Source organism: Saccharopolyspora kobensis (assembly GCF_900108315.1).
Lineage (GTDB): Bacteria > Actinomycetota > Actinomycetes > Mycobacteriales > Pseudonocardiaceae > Saccharopolyspora > Saccharopolyspora kobensis.
This window is the reverse complement of the sequence record NZ_FNVB01000019.1, coordinates 38,988-55,832: the sequence shown is the minus strand read 5'-3', so window position 1 is coordinate 55,832 and position 16,845 is coordinate 38,988. Positions and strand designations below refer to the sequence as shown.

General features: G+C 68.7%; 17 protein-coding genes. 9 read left to right on the top strand and 8 right to left on the bottom strand.

Features of this window, described 5'->3' with window-relative positions; translation table 11 throughout:
* Positions 1 to 374: 374 nt before the first annotated feature.
* The 3 genes from C4T78_RS35320 to C4T78_RS35310 all read right to left on the bottom strand — a co-directional run bounded on the left by C4T78_RS35320 (position 375) and on the right by C4T78_RS35310 (position 3,758).
* Entirely contained in the window at positions 375 to 1,682 is a 1,308-nt protein-coding gene (locus C4T78_RS35320) for an MFS transporter (RefSeq protein ID WP_374703928.1), read from the bottom strand.
* 31 nt (positions 1,683 to 1,713) lie between these two features.
* Positions 1,714 to 2,148: a MarR family winged helix-turn-helix transcriptional regulator gene (locus C4T78_RS35315; protein WP_093158230.1), complete on the bottom strand. Its 435-nt coding sequence runs from the start codon at positions 2,146 to 2,148 to the stop codon at positions 1,714 to 1,716.
* A gap of 131 nt (positions 2,149 to 2,279) precedes the next feature.
* Entirely contained in the window at positions 2,280 to 3,758 is a 1,479-nt protein-coding gene (locus C4T78_RS35310) for an NCS2 family permease (RefSeq protein ID WP_374703927.1), read from the bottom strand.
* Between the two features lie 47 nt (positions 3,759 to 3,805).
* On the opposite strand from C4T78_RS35310, the gene C4T78_RS35305 reads away from it, so the two are divergent.
* Positions 3,806 to 4,093: a DUF2530 domain-containing protein gene (locus C4T78_RS35305; RefSeq protein ID WP_093158232.1), complete on the top strand. Its 288-nt coding sequence runs from the start codon at positions 3,806 to 3,808 to the stop codon at positions 4,091 to 4,093.
* A 5-nt stretch (positions 4,094 to 4,098) separates the two neighbouring features.
* Here C4T78_RS35305 and C4T78_RS35300 read toward each other — a convergent pair whose 3' ends face one another.
* Complete coding sequence (locus C4T78_RS35300; protein WP_093358838.1) at positions 4,099 to 4,323, bottom strand: hypothetical protein; 225 nt, start codon at positions 4,321 to 4,323, stop codon at positions 4,099 to 4,101.
* Positions 4,324 to 4,715: 392 nt separating this feature from the next.
* Here C4T78_RS35300 and C4T78_RS35295 point away from each other — a divergent pair, with 392 nt between their 5' ends.
* From C4T78_RS35295 to C4T78_RS35280, 4 genes are all read left to right on the top strand, one after another.
* On the top strand, positions 4,716 to 5,513 hold the full coding sequence (locus tag C4T78_RS35295; RefSeq protein WP_093358840.1) for an ESX secretion-associated protein EspG: 798 nt from the start codon (positions 4,716 to 4,718) through the stop codon (positions 5,511 to 5,513).
* 171 nt (positions 5,514 to 5,684) lie between these two features.
* On the top strand, positions 5,685 to 6,086 hold the full coding sequence (locus tag C4T78_RS35290) for a hypothetical protein (RefSeq protein ID WP_093358843.1): 402 nt from the start codon (positions 5,685 to 5,687) through the stop codon (positions 6,084 to 6,086).
* A gap of 12 nt (positions 6,087 to 6,098) precedes the next feature.
* Positions 6,099 to 6,680, top strand: coding sequence for a DUF3558 domain-containing protein (locus C4T78_RS35285; RefSeq protein WP_093358845.1), 582 nt, complete (start codon positions 6,099 to 6,101; stop codon positions 6,678 to 6,680).
* A gap of 118 nt (positions 6,681 to 6,798) precedes the next feature.
* Entirely contained in the window at positions 6,799 to 7,992 is a 1,194-nt protein-coding gene (locus C4T78_RS35280) for a PPE domain-containing protein (protein ID WP_093358847.1), read from the top strand.
* A gap of 58 nt (positions 7,993 to 8,050) precedes the next feature.
* Here C4T78_RS35280 and C4T78_RS36235 read toward each other — a convergent pair whose 3' ends face one another.
* Both C4T78_RS36235 and C4T78_RS35270 read right to left on the bottom strand, forming a co-directional pair.
* A complete protein-coding gene (locus C4T78_RS36235) occupies positions 8,051 to 8,734 on the bottom strand; it encodes a hypothetical protein (RefSeq protein WP_143186085.1) in 684 nt (227 codons plus the stop codon).
* A gap of 604 nt (positions 8,735 to 9,338) precedes the next feature.
* Positions 9,339 to 9,668, bottom strand: a complete 330-nt coding sequence (locus C4T78_RS35270) for a hypothetical protein (protein WP_093358851.1) — start codon at positions 9,666 to 9,668, stop codon at positions 9,339 to 9,341.
* Positions 9,669 to 10,082: 414 nt separating this feature from the next.
* On the opposite strand from C4T78_RS35270, the gene C4T78_RS35260 reads away from it, so the two are divergent.
* Both C4T78_RS35260 and C4T78_RS35255 read left to right on the top strand, forming a co-directional pair.
* Positions 10,083 to 10,931 (top strand): helix-turn-helix domain-containing protein, encoded by an 849-nt coding sequence (locus C4T78_RS35260; RefSeq protein WP_093358855.1) that lies wholly within the window; start codon positions 10,083 to 10,085, stop codon positions 10,929 to 10,931.
* A complete protein-coding gene (locus tag C4T78_RS35255; protein ID WP_093358857.1) occupies positions 10,918 to 11,157 on the top strand; it encodes a DUF397 domain-containing protein in 240 nt (79 codons plus the stop codon). The genes C4T78_RS35260 and C4T78_RS35255 overlap by 14 nt, the downstream gene beginning before the upstream one ends.
* 5 nt (positions 11,158 to 11,162) lie before the next feature.
* Here C4T78_RS35255 and C4T78_RS35250 read toward each other — a convergent pair whose 3' ends face one another.
* Positions 11,163 to 14,141, bottom strand: coding sequence for a sacsin N-terminal ATP-binding-like domain-containing protein (locus tag C4T78_RS35250; protein WP_093358859.1), 2,979 nt, complete (start codon positions 14,139 to 14,141; stop codon positions 11,163 to 11,165).
* Positions 14,138 to 14,977 (bottom strand): DUF3027 domain-containing protein, encoded by an 840-nt coding sequence (locus C4T78_RS35245; RefSeq protein ID WP_093358861.1) that lies wholly within the window; start codon positions 14,975 to 14,977, stop codon positions 14,138 to 14,140. Before C4T78_RS35245 ends, C4T78_RS35250 begins: the two co-directional genes overlap by 4 nt.
* Before the next feature lie 84 nt (positions 14,978 to 15,061).
* Between C4T78_RS35245 and C4T78_RS35240 the strand changes: the two genes are divergently transcribed.
* Positions 15,062 to 15,892, top strand: a complete 831-nt coding sequence (locus C4T78_RS35240; RefSeq protein ID WP_235863913.1) for a glutaminyl-peptide cyclotransferase — start codon at positions 15,062 to 15,064, stop codon at positions 15,890 to 15,892.
* 21 nt (positions 15,893 to 15,913) lie between these two features.
* Positions 15,914 to 16,663, top strand: coding sequence for a hypothetical protein (locus tag C4T78_RS35235; protein WP_143186088.1), 750 nt, complete (start codon positions 15,914 to 15,916; stop codon positions 16,661 to 16,663).
* Positions 16,664 to 16,845 lie beyond the last annotated feature (182 nt).

Genomic DNA, 16,845 nt, shown 5'->3' with positions numbered 1-16,845 from the left:
GCGGGCACCCGGGATGGGTGCAATTTCAATGGAAATTGAGTCGTCGATTTCAATGGAACTTGCGGTCGTCGTCGGTGTGTTGGTGTCCGACACGCCGGCGGTGGGTCGGGGTTGACGCGATTTCAATGGAAATCAGACGTCTGATTTCCATTGAAATCGCACGGAGGACCTCCTGATCGTGCGGCTTCGCCGGGGATCTACGCGCGGATCTCCGGCGGGGTGCGCACCCAGGTCTCGGCAGTGAGTGCTCCGACAAGCCAGCTGCCGAGAACGATCGAGCCCCGGCCGCCCGAAGGCGACCGGGGCTCGATCTGTTCCCGAACTGACTGCCGCTCCCACCACGAAGCGGACGAGACTTAGGTTAGCCTACCCTGTCATGAGCGCGCAACCCCTCGGCGCCAGAAAGCCAGCACACCGGCTCCGACCAGCGCCGCGACCAGCGAGACCAGCCCGCCGAGCAGGATCGGCCAGCGCGGCCCCAGCAGCTCGGCCAGCCACCCGGAGGCCAGCCCGCCAAGCGGCTTGCCGCCCATGAACAGCAGCATGTAGAGGCCCATCACGCGACCGCGCATGGTCGGGTCCACGCCCAGCTGCACGGTCGCGTTCGCGGTCGTCGTGAAGGTCATGACCGCGATCCCGACCGGGACCAGCGCCCCCGCGAAAAGCTGGTAGCTCGGCATCAGCGCCGCACCGGCCTCCAGCGCGCCGAACACCGCGGCGCCCAACAGCAGCAGCCGCATCCGCGGCCCTCCGCGACCGCTGCGCCGCGCCGCCAGCGCCGCACCGGTCAAGGTGCCCACGGCCAGCATCGTGATCAGCAGCCCGTAGCCGTCGGCGTCGCGGTGGAACACGTTGCGCGCCATCACGGCGAAGGTGTTCTCGAAGTTCATGCCGAAGGTACCGATGAAGAACACCAGCACCATGACCACGGTCAGGTCCGGTCGGCCGAGCACGTACCGCACGCCGGCGCGCAGCTGCCCGCGCTCCTTCGGCGCGCGATCGGCGCGGTGCAGCGCCGCGACGTCCATCAGCAGCAGCCCGGCGACCACCGCGGCCGAGCTGGCCCCGTTGAGCAGGAAGACCCAGCCGGTGCCGATCGCGGTGATCAGCACCCCGGCGATGGCAGGTCCGACGATGCGGGCCAGGTTGAAGGTCATCGAGTTGAGCGCGACGGCGTTGGTGAGCTGCGCGGGGCCGACCATCTCGACGACGAACGACTGCCGCACCGGCGCGTCGACGGCCGCGAAGCAGCCGAGCACGAAGCACAGCACGTAGACGTGCCAGAGCACCGCGACGCCACTGACGTCGAGCAGCCCGAGCACGAGCCCGCACACGCCGAGGGCCGTCTGGGTGGCGATCAGCACGCGCCGCTTGTCGAAGCGGTCGGCGAGCACACCCGCCCACAGCGTGAACAGCAGCGTCGGGAGGAACTGGAGCGCGACCGCCACGCCGAGCGCGGCCGGGCTGCCGCCGGAGAGCTCCAGGACCAGCCAGTCCTGCGCGGCGCGCTGCATCCAGGTGCCGGTCAGCGAGACGACCTGGCCCGATGCGTAGTAGCGGTAGTTGCGCTCGCGCAGCGAGCGGAACATGCCCGCGCTCGTGTCCGATGTGGACACCTGAGTGCGGTTGACCTGATCTTCGCCGGTATCCGTTCCGACGCGTGACCCGGGTTGGTCAACCACTCTGGTGCTTACCGCCTCTCGGTGTGTGCGCTCATCGGCCCGCCAGCCGGTCGATGATCTCCGCGGCCCGGAACAGCACCGCGCGCTCCTCGTCGGTGAGGTCCACCAGCTGCTGGTCCAGCCAGCGCTCGCGAGCGGAGACCTCTTCTTCGATGCGGGCCCGCCCCGCGTCGGTCACCTCGACGATGGCCTGGCGGCCGTCGGTCGGGTGGGCGCGGCGGACGACCAGGCCGGCGTCTTCCAGGGCGGCGATCACCCTGGTCATCGACGGCGGCTGGACGCCTTCCCGCGCGGCCAGCTCGCCCGGCGTCAGCGCGCCCGCCTTGTGCAGGCAGGACAGCGCGGAGAGCTGGGAGAGCGTGATCTTCGAATCGCCGCTCTGCGCGCGCAGGCGGCGGTTCAGGCGAACCACTGCGAGCCGCAGCCGGCTCGCCAGGGTGCGCTCGCGTTCCGCAATATCGGACACGTCGTTAGTCTACCAAACTATATCGGGGGAAAACGGACGAACTGATCCACTCAGTGGCCGTCCACCCTAATGATCCAGCCGCCCGACGTCTCCTGTTCACACCCGAAACGACGCATCACGAGCCCCCGTGCTCAGATGCCGAAGACGGCGCTGATCGGCGCGGCCGCGAAGTACAGCACGAAGGCCGCCGCCACCACCCACATCAGGGGGTGGATGGTGCGGATCTTGCCGGTGAACACCCGCAGCAGCACGTAGCTGACGAAGCCCGCGCCGATGCCGTTGGCGATCGAGTAGGTGAACGGCATGACCACGATCGTCAGGAACGCGGGCAGCGCGATGCTGAAGTCCGAGAGGTCAATCTGCTTGATCTGGCCGATCATCATCGCCCCGACCACGATCAGCGCCGGAGCAGCCGCCTCCACCGGGATGACCTGGTAGAGCGGGGTGAAGAACATCGCCGCCAGGAACAGCAGGCCGGTGACCACGTTCGCCAGGCCGGTCCGCGCGCCCTCCGCGATGCCCGACGCCGACTCCACGAACACGGTGTTCGAGCTGGCCGAACCGACACCGCCTGCGACCGCGCCGACGCCCTCGACGGCCAGCGCCTTGCCGATGCCCGGCAGGTTGCCGTCCTTGTCGGCCAGCCCGGCTTCCTTGCCCAGCCCGGTCATGGTGCCCATGGCGTCGAAGAAGTTCGCCAGCACCAGCGTGAACACCAGCAGAGCGGCGGCCAGCGCGGGCAGCCGGGTCCAGGCGCCGAAGGAGATGTCGCCGACCAGCGACAGGTCCGGCAGCCCGGCGATCTGCTCCGGCACCGCCGGGTAGCCCAGGTTCCAGCCGTAGGGGTTGGTGCCCTTGGACGGCCCGGCGTGGAACACCGACTCGATGATGATCGACAGCACCGTGGTGACCGCGACGCTGATCAGGATGCCGCCGCGCACCTTGCGCGCCACCAGCACCGAGGTCAGCACCAGGCCGAAGACGAACACCGCGGTCGGCCACGAGGCGATCGAGCCCTCGATGCCCAGCCCCACCGGCACGGTGGTGTTGGCCTCGTCCGGCAGCCGCCGCACGAACCCGGCGTCGACCAGGCCGACGAAGGAGATGAACACGCCGACGCCGACCGCGATGGCGGCCTTCAGCTCGGGTGGCACCGCGTTGAACACGGCGGTGCGGAACCCGGTGGCGACCAGGATCAGGATGACGACGCCGTCGATGACCACCAGGCCCATCGCTTCCGGCCAGGTCACCTGCGGCGCGATGGTCACCGCCAGCAGCGTGTTGATGCCGAGCCCGGCGGCGATCGCGAACGGGTAGTTGGCGATGAGCCCGAACAGGATGGTCATCACGCCCGCGACCAGCGCGGTCGCCGCGGCGACCTGCGACACGGGCAGGATGTTGCCCAGCACGTCGCGCTTGGCACCGGCGTCGTCGGCGGAGTAGCTGCCCAGGATCAGCGGGTTCAGCACGATGATGTAGGCGACCGCGACGAAGGTGACGATGCCACCGCGCACCTCGCGGGAGATGCTGGAACCACGCTCTGTGATCTTGAAGTACTGGTCCAGCAATGATTTCTTGCTCTTGGTCTCGTCCACCATCGTGCTTCCCATCACCGCGCCTGAGCGCGCGTCGACCTACCGGAGGTAGCCTGCCTGACGTGGCACAGGACAGCGAACCCACCCCCACCGCAGCAGGTCACCGGCCTGTTCCCCACCTGCCCCGCAGGCTGGCGGACCCGACGCCGGTGGTGCTCACCGGCACCGCGCTGTGGCTCGTCGGAACGGTGGCGTTCGCGCTGAGCGGCAACCTGCACATCGAGTTCTGGACCTGCGTGGCCGGCGTGACGCTCGGCGTCATCGGCTACGGAGTGTTCCGCTGGCAGCGCTCGGCCGCCCGCCGAGGCTCCCGAGGAGCCTGGCAAGGCCTTTCCGGCCTCGACGACTGAGGCGATCACGGCACGGCGAACACCGGCCGCCATCCGCACGCCGTAGGGGGTTCCGCCGTTCCAGTGCACCCCGGGGAGACCGCCCAGCGCTGCTGACCGGTGTTCAGAACGACCGCGACGATGTTGTTCGTCACCACGCGGGCGTGGTGACGAACAACGGGTTCGGTCGAGCCGATCAGCAGGCCGTCGACGATCAGGTGCGGGCTCCGGCTGCGGGAATCCCAGCTCACGCCGTTGCTGATCCATCCCGACTCCAGCTGCCCGGCAGGCAGCCGCGTCGGAATCTCGGCGGTCCGCTTGGACGAAGACGACCAGGCGCTCCGAATCGATCAGCGCGATCGGAGGTTCGGCGGCGAACACCTCCAGCCGCCGGTCCGACTCCGCACGCCCGCGGGCAGCTCCGGTCGGAGGACGAGCAGCTCGTCGCCGCGAGGGCAGCTGAGCGAGTACACCGCCGTCAGCTCGCCGAACCGCGGATTGCACGATAAGTGCGTTTCGGGCAGTAGATCACCTTCGCGGGTCGCAAGATGCCGAATTCACCCATGGATCTTGGCAACCGGCTAACCTGCGAGATCGTCACCAGTTCGGAGACTTGACCAGAAACGCGGGGAGCGCAGCGGAAGTGCCCAAGCTCGACGTCGACCGACTCGAATACGCAATCCTGGCCGAACGCGCCGGCCTCACTCGCATCCCGATGGTCGCCGCGTACAGCCACTACGGGACGCAGGTCCAGGACATACCGAGCGAGTTCAACGCGGCCGAGCAGCGCGTCCGCGACCGCGGCCTGGTCAACCCGAGCGGCGTGAACGACCGGGTCATGGAGCTGCTGGGCATCTACTCGCACGCCAGCGTCGAGTACGACCTCCGCTTCTCCTCGAAGAAGGGCTCCGAGCTCCGCGCGGCGGTCACGAAGGCCAGCAAGACCGCGGTGCGCACCGTCGTCAGCGGCGACCGGATCATCCTGGAACCGGTCCACCCGAACGACCTGATCCCGTCGCTCATCTCGGTGCTCCCCGAGCACCAGCCCGCCAAGATCCGCCCGCCGCTGTCGATCGACCTGCAGGACGTGCGCGCGGCCATGGCCGAAGCGAGCCGCCAGGGCGAGGACCCGCGAGCGATCGAGCAGGCCCTGCGGGCGCGCGGCGTGAACCCGGCGAACTTCCGCAAGATGACGCAGCTGCTCGAAGGTCCGCGACTCGGCCTCGGCGAAGTCGGCGTGACGATCTGGGACGACCGGGGCAAGGAGCACCGCGGCGACCAGACGATCCGGATCATCGACCTGCAGCTCGGGCGGACGGCGGTCTACAACAGCAGCAACCAGCGCATGTTCGCGGGCGCGGACCTGAGCACCTTCACCCGCGTCCTCGGCGAGCTGGCGACGCACACCCGCCGAGCAGCGGCAGAAGCAGCACGCTGGTGACCCGCCATCCGGCGCAACGTGTGCAGGATCACTGGACCAAACGGATCAATCTGACAACAACAGGGAACCGGAAACGGACCAAGCTCCGTCACACCGGTGCGCGAGCGAGCAACGACCTGGCAAGCTAAGCGCAACGTGTACCTGTTCTAGGGGACAAGGGGGTAGGACAAGGTGGGATTCTGGGACGGGATCGTTGACGCCCAGCAGCAGATGGTGCGGAAGGCGACGATCCACACCGCGATCAACGCTGGGGGCTCAGCACAGGCGGCGTCGTTCTCCGTCGACATCGAGCAGATCCCGGGGCTGATCGCCAAGTACGAAGAGGCCCAGGACAAGTTCATGGACATCCTGGAGAAGGCGCAGGAGCTGAAGAACATCGCTCCTCCCGGCGACGATGAGGTCAGCCAGAAGCTCGCCAGCTCGCTGAGCGAGATGGCCGGCAACAACGAGGGATGCCTCGTCTGGGCGATCAACGACGCGCGCATGCGCATCCAGTCGCAGATCGACCAGCTCAAGGCTGCTCAAAGCACCTACCAGAACACCGACGAAGACGCTTCGATCCGCCAGGTCTAAGGACGATCTAACGTGCTACGCCGCGCAACCTTGACTGCTGTCTCACTCCTCGCCGTACTCGGCGCTTCGGCATGTTCGCCGGGTGGGTCCGGCCCCTCTCCGGAACCGACCAGCAACCCGAGCGAATCGGCCGCCACCTCTGAAGCACCCAAGGTCGAGAACCCGAAGAACCTCAAGGCGATCACCAACGCCTGCGATCTGCTGACCGATGAGCAGGTCAAGGCTCTTGGCGGGACCGACGAGCGAAAGCCGCCGGAAGAATCCAAGTCCACGTACGGCGAAACGAAGTGCCAGTGGACGACCGACGCCTTCTCCGCGACGGTCACCATCAACACGCAGTTCGGCGGCGCGGAGAAGATCAAGTCGAACGCCGGAACCCGCGACAACTACGAACTCATCCAGTTCGAGGGGTACACCGGAGCGCGGGTCGACGCGGAATCCACGCTGTGCCGGATCGAGCTGGCTGTGGCCGATGACCAGTCGCTTGAGGTCAACTACTACAAGAACGCCGGTGGAACGCCGGAGATGGACGACCCGTGCGGTTTTGCCGAGAAGATCACCGGCGAAGCGCTGAAGAACACTCCGGGCGCCTGATCGCGTCCGCACTTACCACGACGAAACACGAAAAGGGGGTGTGACCATGGTTCTCCCGATGATCGTTGGTGGCTACCTGCTCACACGTGAGTCTGACCGTGGTAACACGGACGAGATCATGCAGCAGGTGGGCTTCAACCACCCGGAGAAGTACGGCCAGATCCAGGGCGGCCAGGGCACGGGCCATCTCGTTGCCGCGGTGCAGGGCTGGAAGTCCGGAATCGGCGCGGATTTCGAAGAGATCGCACGGATCCTCGACGAAGCCAACTCCAAGGCCGGGGTCGCCTGGACCGGACAAGCGGCAGAAGAGCACGGCAGCTCGCTGAAGCCGATGTCGCAATTCGTCCTGGACGCCAAGGAAGTCTCGACCTCGGTCGGCGACTCCGCTGAGCAGCAGGTTCAGAACTTCGGCCAGGTCAAGAACAGCATGCCCGAGCCGGTGAAGGTCGACGCGACCGACAACCTGCTCGAAAAGGGCGGCGCCTGGCTCGTCGGCGGCGAGACTGACCTGCAGAAGCAGGAACGAGAGGCCTCCGAGAAGGCCCAGGAAGCCAAGCAGTACTACGACAACTACAACCGGAGCGCCCAGAACGTCTCGCAGAACCTGGCGTTCTACCCGAAGGCGCCGGAGATGGCGCTCGACCAGGGCTCGGGAAGCTACGGCACCAACCCGACGGTGGGCAGCATGCCGAACGCCTCCGGGATTCCCGGTGGCAGCGGCTACAGCGGCAGCACCGGCGGTGGCGGCACCGGCTCCACCGGCGGCGGTTTCGGTTCCGGCAGCGGCGGGAACGAGCTGCCCGGTGGCGGGTACACCTCGCCGAACGGCAGCTCCTCGCAGTGGACCTCGCCGACGCCGGGCGGCACCGGCGTGCCCAACATCCCGAGCACGACTCCTGGCGGCCCCAACCTCAACGGCCCCGGTCTCGGCTTGGGCATGATGCCTCCGACCGGTCCGGGCGGCGGCGGTGGCGGTACCGGCACCGGTCGCGGCATGGGCGGCCCCGGTGGCGGTGCGGGTGGCCGTGGCCTCGGCGGGCTCGGTGCCGGTAGCGGCTCCGGTGGTCCGGGCGCTGGTGGCCGTGCTGGTGCTGGCGGCTTGGGTGCCGGTGGCGCGGGCGGTACCTCTGGTAGCGGCGCTGCTGGTGGTCGTGGTGGCGCGGGCGGCATGGGCGCCGGTGCGGCCGGCCGCGGCCAGGGCAAGGAGGGCGAGGAAGACATGGAGCACGAGAACAAGTACTGGGTCGACACCGACGAGGCCTGGGACGACCTGGGCCTGCCCAAGGTCGCCCCGCCGGTCTTCGGCGAGTGACCTGACGCTCCAGCAGAACAACCTGGCCGCGCACCGAATCCGGTGCGCGGCCAGCGCTTTATTCGGTGGCTTTCCGGTAGATCTCGCCCAGCTCCGCCATCGCTTGATCAGCTTTGCCCGCGTCCGCTGGGATCATGTCCACGTCACCGATCCCCGCCATCCCCTTGTAATCCATCACTAGCACCTCGTTCGGCGCTCCTGGGATCTCCATGATCCAGCTGCGGAAGGCGGACTTGGGGTCCTCGACGCCGTGGTCGACGATCACCCGCCTGCCGTTGAAGTCGACGACCTCGGCTTCCGGACTGATGTCCGTCCAGCTCTCGAAGGTGCCCGAGCCGATGTAGACATCGAACAGAATCTGCATGTCCCGTTCCGGGGACTCGTACGAGCAGGTGAAGCCGTTGATCACCACACGCCGGAAGTCCGCTCCCAGGTACCGGGCGATCACCTCATCCGGCGGGTAGGAGCAGAGGTAGAGCGCTCCCCAGTTCCCCGTGGCGGGCTGCTGTGGCAGACGATTGAGCTGCAGAACGTCCTTGAACGGCCGTGGTTCTGGTCGCGCCCACTCGGTGCAGGTAGCACCCATTCGATCCACCGAGGTGCAGGTATTCGTCGTCGCAGTAGGAGCTGGCGGCAGCACGAGCGCCTCCGACTGCTTCCTGGGCGCATCGATCGGGGTCAACAAGAACCACGCGCCCGCAACGACGATCCCGATCGAAGCGATCACCCCGATGATCAGCACCGGAATCCACGCTCGTGACTTCCTCCGCTGCGGCGGCCGCTGCGAGGCTTGTGGTGGGTACTGGTGGGGTTGGTTAGGCGACCAGCCCTGGTACGTCACTTCTGATGCTCCCCTCAAGCACACTGTGCTCCACGTGGTTCGAAGCACTCCCCAGTGGCCTTGTTGACCAGGCCGATCAGCAGTATCTCGGAGCCCGAGCGCAACGACGCAGCGTTCTATCGAACATCACGGAAAACCAGGGCGATCCGTCCGCTTCGAGCTTCAGCGGCACACACGGAGCAGGTAGGGCGGTCGTCCACGGGGCTGAGATCTTCGGGTTCCGCCATGACTCCGCACAGCGCGACGAGGGTTTGTCCTTCGGTTCTCACGTCTTCTTCGGGGATTACGTGGTTCTGGTAACCAAATGCTGTCCAGCAGGCGGACTTCATCGGCTCGCCGGAGTCATCCGCTGATGACTGCGCCATCGATGCCTCCTTGACAGGTAGTCGGTGGCCGGGCGCGGGGAGGGGTTCGCGCCCGGCCACCGGCGTGGGTCGGTGCGGCGGTGGCCGGGGGATGTCGTGCCGCACCGACCCGGCTTCGGGGGTCGGGTTCTTACGACGCTCTACCTGCGGAGGTGGTGGCGTCCGGTGGGCTGGTCGTCGGGGTCACGTTCGGGGAACCGCAGTTCAGGTCCGGTTTCGGGCTGTGCTGGAGGGTCTAGCGCTATGGGTGGTTGCTCGCGGCGGCGCGCAGGAGCACCGGCGTCGGCGGCGTCGCGATGGCGTTCGGCTTCGACGTCGGCGATGAGATGCCACACCGTGTACTCGCCGTCTCCTGTCCCGGCATGCTGACCTGTCGCGAATCTCAAGCCTCCGAACGGAACCTGCGTGGCGATCAACGCGACCAGGAGAACGTTGAACAGGACGAACGTGCTGAGCTGGATCCAGAACATGACGGGGTGTCCCTTCCGCAGGCGGGGGTGGCGCGATGTCGCGCGGCGGCGTGTGTGGCCTGGCCCTCGTGGGAGGACCGTGGTGTCAGGGGTCCTTGTCGGCGAGGTGACGCCAGCACTTCATGCAGGAGCGCTCACGGACCCAGTCCACTTCGGACCGATCGTGCAGCTCGGACGCCGGAGCTTTCGCTCCGCAGTAGGCCTCGACATCCTCAATCTGAGGAACTTTCGTTGCTGCGATAGGGAAAGCGTGACGTCCACCGGTGACCGGACGCCACACGTACCTCAAGTAGCCAGACATCCCGACTCCTTCCGGTTTCTGACGTCGATGAGACAGTCCAAAAAACTTTCACGCAATCTTGTTCACCGCTTTGTGTAATAGCCCCGTCTCATGCCCCGGAATAGCGTGGGCATATGACAACTGCACGTTCTCGTGGACTTGGCGCCGAAGTGCGCAAATTGCGGAAGGACGCCGGACTGAAGCTCGAAGAGTTGGCAGAGCTTTGCGGTTGGTCGCGTGCGACGTTCGGCCGCATCGAGTCCGGCGACAAGGTCCTCACTGGCACCGAGACAGCCATCATCCTCGGAACCCTTGGCATTAAAGGGAGTGAGCGCAAACGGCTGCTCGAACTCGCGCGCGACGCTCATCAACCGCACTGGTGGGAGGTCGGGCATTCCGATCTGCCCGAACTCCTCGTCGGCCTGCTGGAGTTCGAACGCATAGCCACGCAGATCACCGACGTAGCTCTCGGTTTCGTTCCGGGCTTGCTGCAAACCGCCGACTACGCGCGGGCAGTCATCGGCGCAGGAAATGTGAAGGACGATCAACTCGAGTCCAGGGTATCTTTGCGACTCGGTAGGCAGAGCGTCCTGACGCGCCAGAATCCGGTAGCGTTCAACGCGCTGATCGATGAATCTGTCCTGCACCGCCCGATCGGCGGCTACGACGTGATGGCCGAGCAGCTGAGACAGATTGTGCGGGTGTCCCGTCGCCCGCACGTCAGCGTGCAGGTCCTCCCCTTCTCCGCTGGTGCGCACGTTGGCCTCAACGGGAGCCACCTGATCCTCGAGTTCCAGAGGCAACGACCGATCGTCCACCTGGAGCATCGGCGTTCCAGCGTCTTTCTCGATGCTCCCACGGAGACTTCCCCGTTCTTGGAAGCCGTACGTAGTCTGAGCGATGTGGCATTGACGCCAACCGAGTCAGCGGAGCTGATCACGAGCCATGCGGAAGCGATGGAGGGGCAGCATGCAGTCGGTTAGCAACTGGCGGAAGTCCAGCTACAGCGGCGAAGAAACCAACTGCGTCGAAGTCGGCTGGCGGAAGTCCAGCTACAGCGGTGAAGAGGGGAACTGCGTCGAGGTCGGGGCCAGCTCCGAGGTTGTCGGTGTCCGGGACACCAAGGACCGCGATGGCGGCATGTTGGTGTTCTCGGTGCCGGTTTGGGGCGGGTTCTTACGCAGCCTGAAGGCTGAGCGGTTCGGGTGAACCGCTCAGCGCAGCAGGGTTGTCGCTTCCGGGTCCGCTAGGAGGGCCGTCAGGGCGAAGCGCTCGTGCCAGGCGCCTGCCGCCCAGGCCAGGGCTCTGGCCAGGCCGTCCGGGGTTCGCTCCGCGTGGACTCCGCCCGTGTTCTCCACCCACCAGTGGACTCGCTGCTCCCCTGCCGAGGAGCGGACGCGGAGGCTGTCGTGGAGGGTGATCTGGCCGGTCGGCAGCGGGATTCCGAGGAGTTCGCAGGACGCCGGGACGCGGGCCACCTCCGGCCAGCGCTGGGTTCGGCCCTCGCCGACCACCTGCATCGTGTTCTCCTCCGAGGCCAGCGGGAGGTCCAGGAGCTCCGCGAGGGCTTCGGCGTCGAACTGGTCCGGGCTGCCTCCGGCGATCACCAGCGGCGCTTCCACGACGCTGAGCATCCACGGCTCGTCGAGCACCACCGCTCGGCCGGTGCTGACCACCGCGCCCGACACCGAACGCACCATCTCCGGCGGGTCGATCTCGGACGGGTCGATCGTCCGGCACGCCACGGCCTCCGCCAGCGCCTGGTGAGCGCGCAGCGCGGTTCCGGCGCGCACTGTGCGCTCCGGGTCGCCTAGGCGCTCCAAGAGGTCCGCTGCGTCGTCGGTGTCCTCGACGTTGAGCTCGTCTCGGACACCCGCCAGCCGCAGGTGCTCGGCATCCAGGCCCACGTCCGGCACCGGGTCGTAGAGGCCCGCCAGATCTTCGGCTTCCGGAAGCCGCCAGGTGCGCGGCGGGGCGCCGGCGAGCAGCGCGTAGCGCTCGATCCACCAGACCGAGTAGCTGCGCGGTTCTCGCAGCGCACGCAGGGTTTCCGGGTGCTGTGCCAACAGGCGCAGCGCGGCGGGCCACGCTTCGTCGGCGACCAGGTCCAGATCGCGGATGCCGACGAACCTCGGTGGCGGCCAGCTCTCCGGCTGCGCCGCTTCCTGCTCCGCCCACCACAGGTGGATGTCCGGGAAGTCCTCGTCGGGCTCCAGCGGGTCTTCCTCGACCTGCACCGCGAAGGTGTCCAGCACGCCGATCGAGCGCAGCAGCTCGGTCGACCACTCGGCCGCGAACTCCTCGTCGAGCACCGCCAGCGGCCCGTCCTCGCCGATGTACTGCTCGTCCAGCACTTCCAGCAGCGCCGCTTCCGGCAGCAGCAGCTCGTCGGCGCGGCGGAAGTCACCGGTTTCGTCGGGCAGCGCGAGCGCGCCGAGCCACTCGCGCGGGTAGGTGTTCGAGACGAGCTGCAGCACCGCTTCGGCCAGCGGGCGCACGTCGACACCGGCGCGCGCGTCGGAAACGCTGCTGCGCACGGCGTCTTCCAACGACGGCGCGTCCAGCAGCTCCGCCGGTCCGGCCGGGTGCGCGCCCAGCTTCTCCAGCAGCGGGTGCGTGGCGTCGGGGTGGGCGATGCGCAGGCCGGAGATGTCCAGTGTGGACAGCACAGCCGCCGGGTCCGGGTCGGCGTCGCGCTGGCTGAGCAGCACGTCGCGCACGCCGCTGACCGTGCGGCCGTCGGCCAGCGGTACGGGCAGCGCGGTGAACTCCTCGCGAGCCACCGGATCCGCGCCCTCGATCGGCGCCAGCGCGGCGTAGAGGCGGTACCACCAGTGCGGCGGGCGCTGCAGGCCGGTGACCGCTTCGACGATCTCCGCGGCGGCCAGCCGCCGGACCTCCAGCACGAGCAGCGACCTGCGGTGGCTCGCATCGGCGAAGTCGGCTTCCAGCAGGCCGGGCACCACGTCCGCGAGCAGCTCCACCAGCTCCGGGGAGACGTATTCGAGGACCCGCGACTCCAGCGGCGCGACCGGCTTCCCGTTCGCCGCGGGCAGCCACGCCGATACCCGCAGCCGGTCGGTCACGCCCTGCCGCAGCTTGTCGTCCACATCGGACAGCGGGAATCCGGCGAGCGGCACCAGGGCAGTCCGGTGCTCGGGCTCGATCTTCTCGACCAGCGCGGGATAGCACTCGGTGGCGAAGGTCAGCACCGAATCCGCGGCGGCAGAGGCCGCGACCCGCCGCCGGTCCGGCTCCACCGGCACGCTCGCCAGCAGTCGGGCCGGCAACGACAGCCGCTCCTCGGTCGGCGTCGGCGCGTGCAGCACGTCCTCGGCCAGCGGGATCGGAGTGCCGTCGTCGTCCAGTGGAACGGCCCAGGTCACGCGCCATTCAGCGGCGTGCCGGGCCTCCACGCCCAGACCGGCCAGCGCGGCTTCGCCCAACGTGCCCGAGGCGCGGTGCACCAGCCAGCGGTCGCTGCGGACCGGGCCGTGCACGACCAGCCGGTCGGCGTCCAGGTCTTCGCGGCGCCAGGTCTGCGCGCCGATGCTGATCTCGCTCAGCGCGGGCAGCGCGAGCAGCAGGTCGGGCGCCTGATCGGTGAACTCGGCCAGCAGCGCGTCCGCGTCGACGTCCGCGCGCAGCGGCAGCCGAACCTCGGTGTCGAAGCCCGCGGGCGGCTGACCGACCACCGGCCACGGCAGCCGCAGGACCGGCACCTCGCCGGAGCGCTTGGCCAGCTCCTCGGCCGCGCCGGGAAGCTGCGCCACCGCCTGCCTGGTCCGCGCGGCGGAGAACGCGACACCGCCGGTCGTGGACACCACGCTCGGCTCGTCGGAGAACGCCAGCACGGCGGCGAAACCGACGCCGAACCGGCCGATCGAGGTGCCCTCGCGCTTGGCCGAAGCCCGCAGCGAGGCCAGCGCCGCGACGCCGTCAGTGGTCAGCGGTGCGCCGGTGTTGGCGACCCGCAGCTCACCGCCGCTGAGCTCGACGCGCAGCGCACCGCCGGTGCCCGCGGCGTCGGCCGCGTTCTGGGCGAGCTCCACCAGCAGTCGATCGCGGTAGCCGCCGAGCCGCAGGTCCTCCTCGGCGTTCGCGTCCTCGCGGAACCTGGTCGGCGAAGCCTCCCAGGACTGCAGCACGGCCCGCCGGAGCTCGGCCGTGCCGAAAACGTCCGTTTCGTTCACCCGCGCGGCTCGAAGTCGAGGGTGGCGTCGTCGTAGACGATCTCGGCCACCGGCACCGTCGAGGAGGTGTCGACCTCGACCTCGGAGTGCGCACCGCACCCGAACTCGACGCTGACCACCCGGCCGTCGCCGGGCGAGAACTCGTTGGCGCACACGCCGAAGGCGCCGCCCATCGAACCGGCCAGCTTCAGGAAGAAACCGCAGGTCCCGCAGGCCCCCGGGGCCGAGCGGGCGATGTCGGCGCGCGGCCCGAAGTCACCGTTGTGCCAGCGCTCCGCGGCCTCCAGCCGGCCCTCGTGGCTGAGCACCCGCTTGCGGCCCAGGCCGACTTCCTGCGCGACGTCCTCGACAGCCGGGTCGTCGCTGGCCAGGTAGCCGGGTGCCAGCCGCGCGTCGTCCGGGCCGGTCGGCAGCAGATCACCGGGACCCAGGTCGCCCGGCTGCACGCGCTCGCTCCACGGCACCCAGTCGGGCGCGGTCAGCGCCGTCGGGCCCGGCAGCAGCACGACCTCGCTGACGGTCACCGGCTCGCCCGGCCCGACGCTGGCGACGGTGACCGCCCAGCGCCAGCCGACGTAGCCCGGGTAGTTCGACTCGAAGAAGTGCGTCGCCGCGTGCGGACCCTCCGGCTCGACGCCGACGTGCGCCCCCACCGGGGCCGCGGCCTCGGTGTCCAGGGTCAGCACGGGCGAGCCGATCGGGTCGTCCCCCGGCTTGGCCTCGTCCTCCGCCGCAGCTCGCGCGACGTCCTCCGCCGCGGCGAGCTCCGGGTTCAGGGGCTCCGGCTCGTACTGCCCGGCGTCCTCGAACGGGGCATCCGCGCCTGGGCTGGTCATCGGAGCAGGCATAGGCGTCACATGCTCGATTGTGCCGTACGCGGTCGCCGGTGCAGTCGCCCGTGTCAAGCTTTCGGGGTGCGACTGCTCCTGGCTCGACGTGTTCTCTGCGGCGTGGTGCTCACCTTCGGGGTGGTTGCGTGCGCGCCGGTAGTACCAGCGCAGCACAACGGCCAGCACGACGGCGAGCAGACCGATCAGGGCGTTGGGCACGCGGGAAGCCTGCCACACCTTCGAGCTGAGGTGATCCGCGTGCTCCCGCACGACCGCTCCTCGTTCACTCAGGGCCTGGAAATCGCTGGTGGCACCCTCTACGAAGGCACCGGGATGAAGGGCGAGTCGCTGCTGCGCGCCACCGACCTCGCCACCGGCGAACTGCGCCGCGAGGTCGAGCTCCCGGACGATCTCTTCGGTGAGGGCATCACCGTCACGGGTGACCGTATCTGGCAGCTCACCTGGCAGGAAGGGGTCGCGCTGGAGCGCGACCGGGAAACCCTGGCCGAATTGCGCCGAGTGGAGTACCCGGGCGAGGGCTGGGGGCTGTGCTCCGACGGCGCGCGGCTGGTGATGAGCGACGGCAGCGACCGGCTGACCTTCCGCGACCCGGTGACCTTCGCGCCGACCGGTTCGGTGGACGTGCGGGCGGCGGGCGCGCCGGTCGAGGAGCTCAACGAGCTGGAGTGCGTCGGCGGCCAGGTGTGGGCGAACATCTGGGGCAGCGAGGAGATCGTGCGCATCGACCCGGCGACCGGCCAGGTGACGGCGGTGGTGGACGCCTCCGGCCTGCTGAGCCCGGAGCAGCGGCCGGGCACCGACGTGCTCAACGGCATCGCGGCCGTGCCGGGCACCGACGAGTTCCTGCTGACCGGGAAGTACTGGCCCGCTCTTTTCCGAGTTCGCTTCGTCCCGGCCTGATCGTTAGTACGGTCTTTGCGCATGGATGATCAACAAGATTCCGTGCTACCGCTGCACGTGCTCTGCGTGCTCGGTTCCGGGATGGACCTGGACAAGGTGGAGATGGCCGTCCGCGCGGTCGGCGGGCCGTTCTTCGCGCTGGACCGCGACGAGTCCGCCTCCGAGCACGACCCGCGCATGCCCGACGCCTTCGAAGCGTGCCTGGCCGGCCTGACCTTCACCGACGCCGACTGGGACGCGGTGGCCGAGCACGACTCGGTGGCCTACGTGCTGGCCAAGGGCGGCCCGGACGACGCGGCCCACATCTCCGAGCGGATGCTGGCGGTGACCTCGGAGCTCTTCGAGCGTTGGGGCGCGACGGCGATCAAGTCCGAGAGCAGCGGCCTGGCGCACAGCCGCGAGACCTGGCTGGCGCTGGCCGACTCCGCGGACGCCCCGCACGCGCTGCGGCAGGCGTGGGTCAAGCGGCCGATCCTCGACGAGGACGTCCTCTACACCTGCGGCATGCACCTGCTGGGCGTGCCCGACGTGGAACTGCAGGCCGAAGGCCTGCACGACATGGACCGCCAGGGCGAGTGGGTGGAGCTCATCGACGGCCTGGCGGGCTACCTGCACACCGAGGCCCGCGCGGCGGAGATCCGCGACGGGGAGGGATTCCGCCTGGCCGAGGACGCGCCGCGCTGGCTGCTGCGCCAGCAGCCCTGCGACCGCTACCCGGACGACGACATCTTCTTCAACCCCTACGGCTACTGGCGGCTCACCCCGGCCTGACCGGGCCCGGCCGTGACCTGGAGTCGCTGGTCTGGAGTCGCTGGGATCTGGGGTCGCTGGGGACTGGGATCGCTGGGGTCTGGGGTTTGGGCCGGTCGCTGCGCCGCCGGTCGGGGTGCCGGTCGCCTTCCGGCGCTCCGTTTCCGCAGGTGAGAGACCGTGAGTGGTTTGTGGTGCTATAG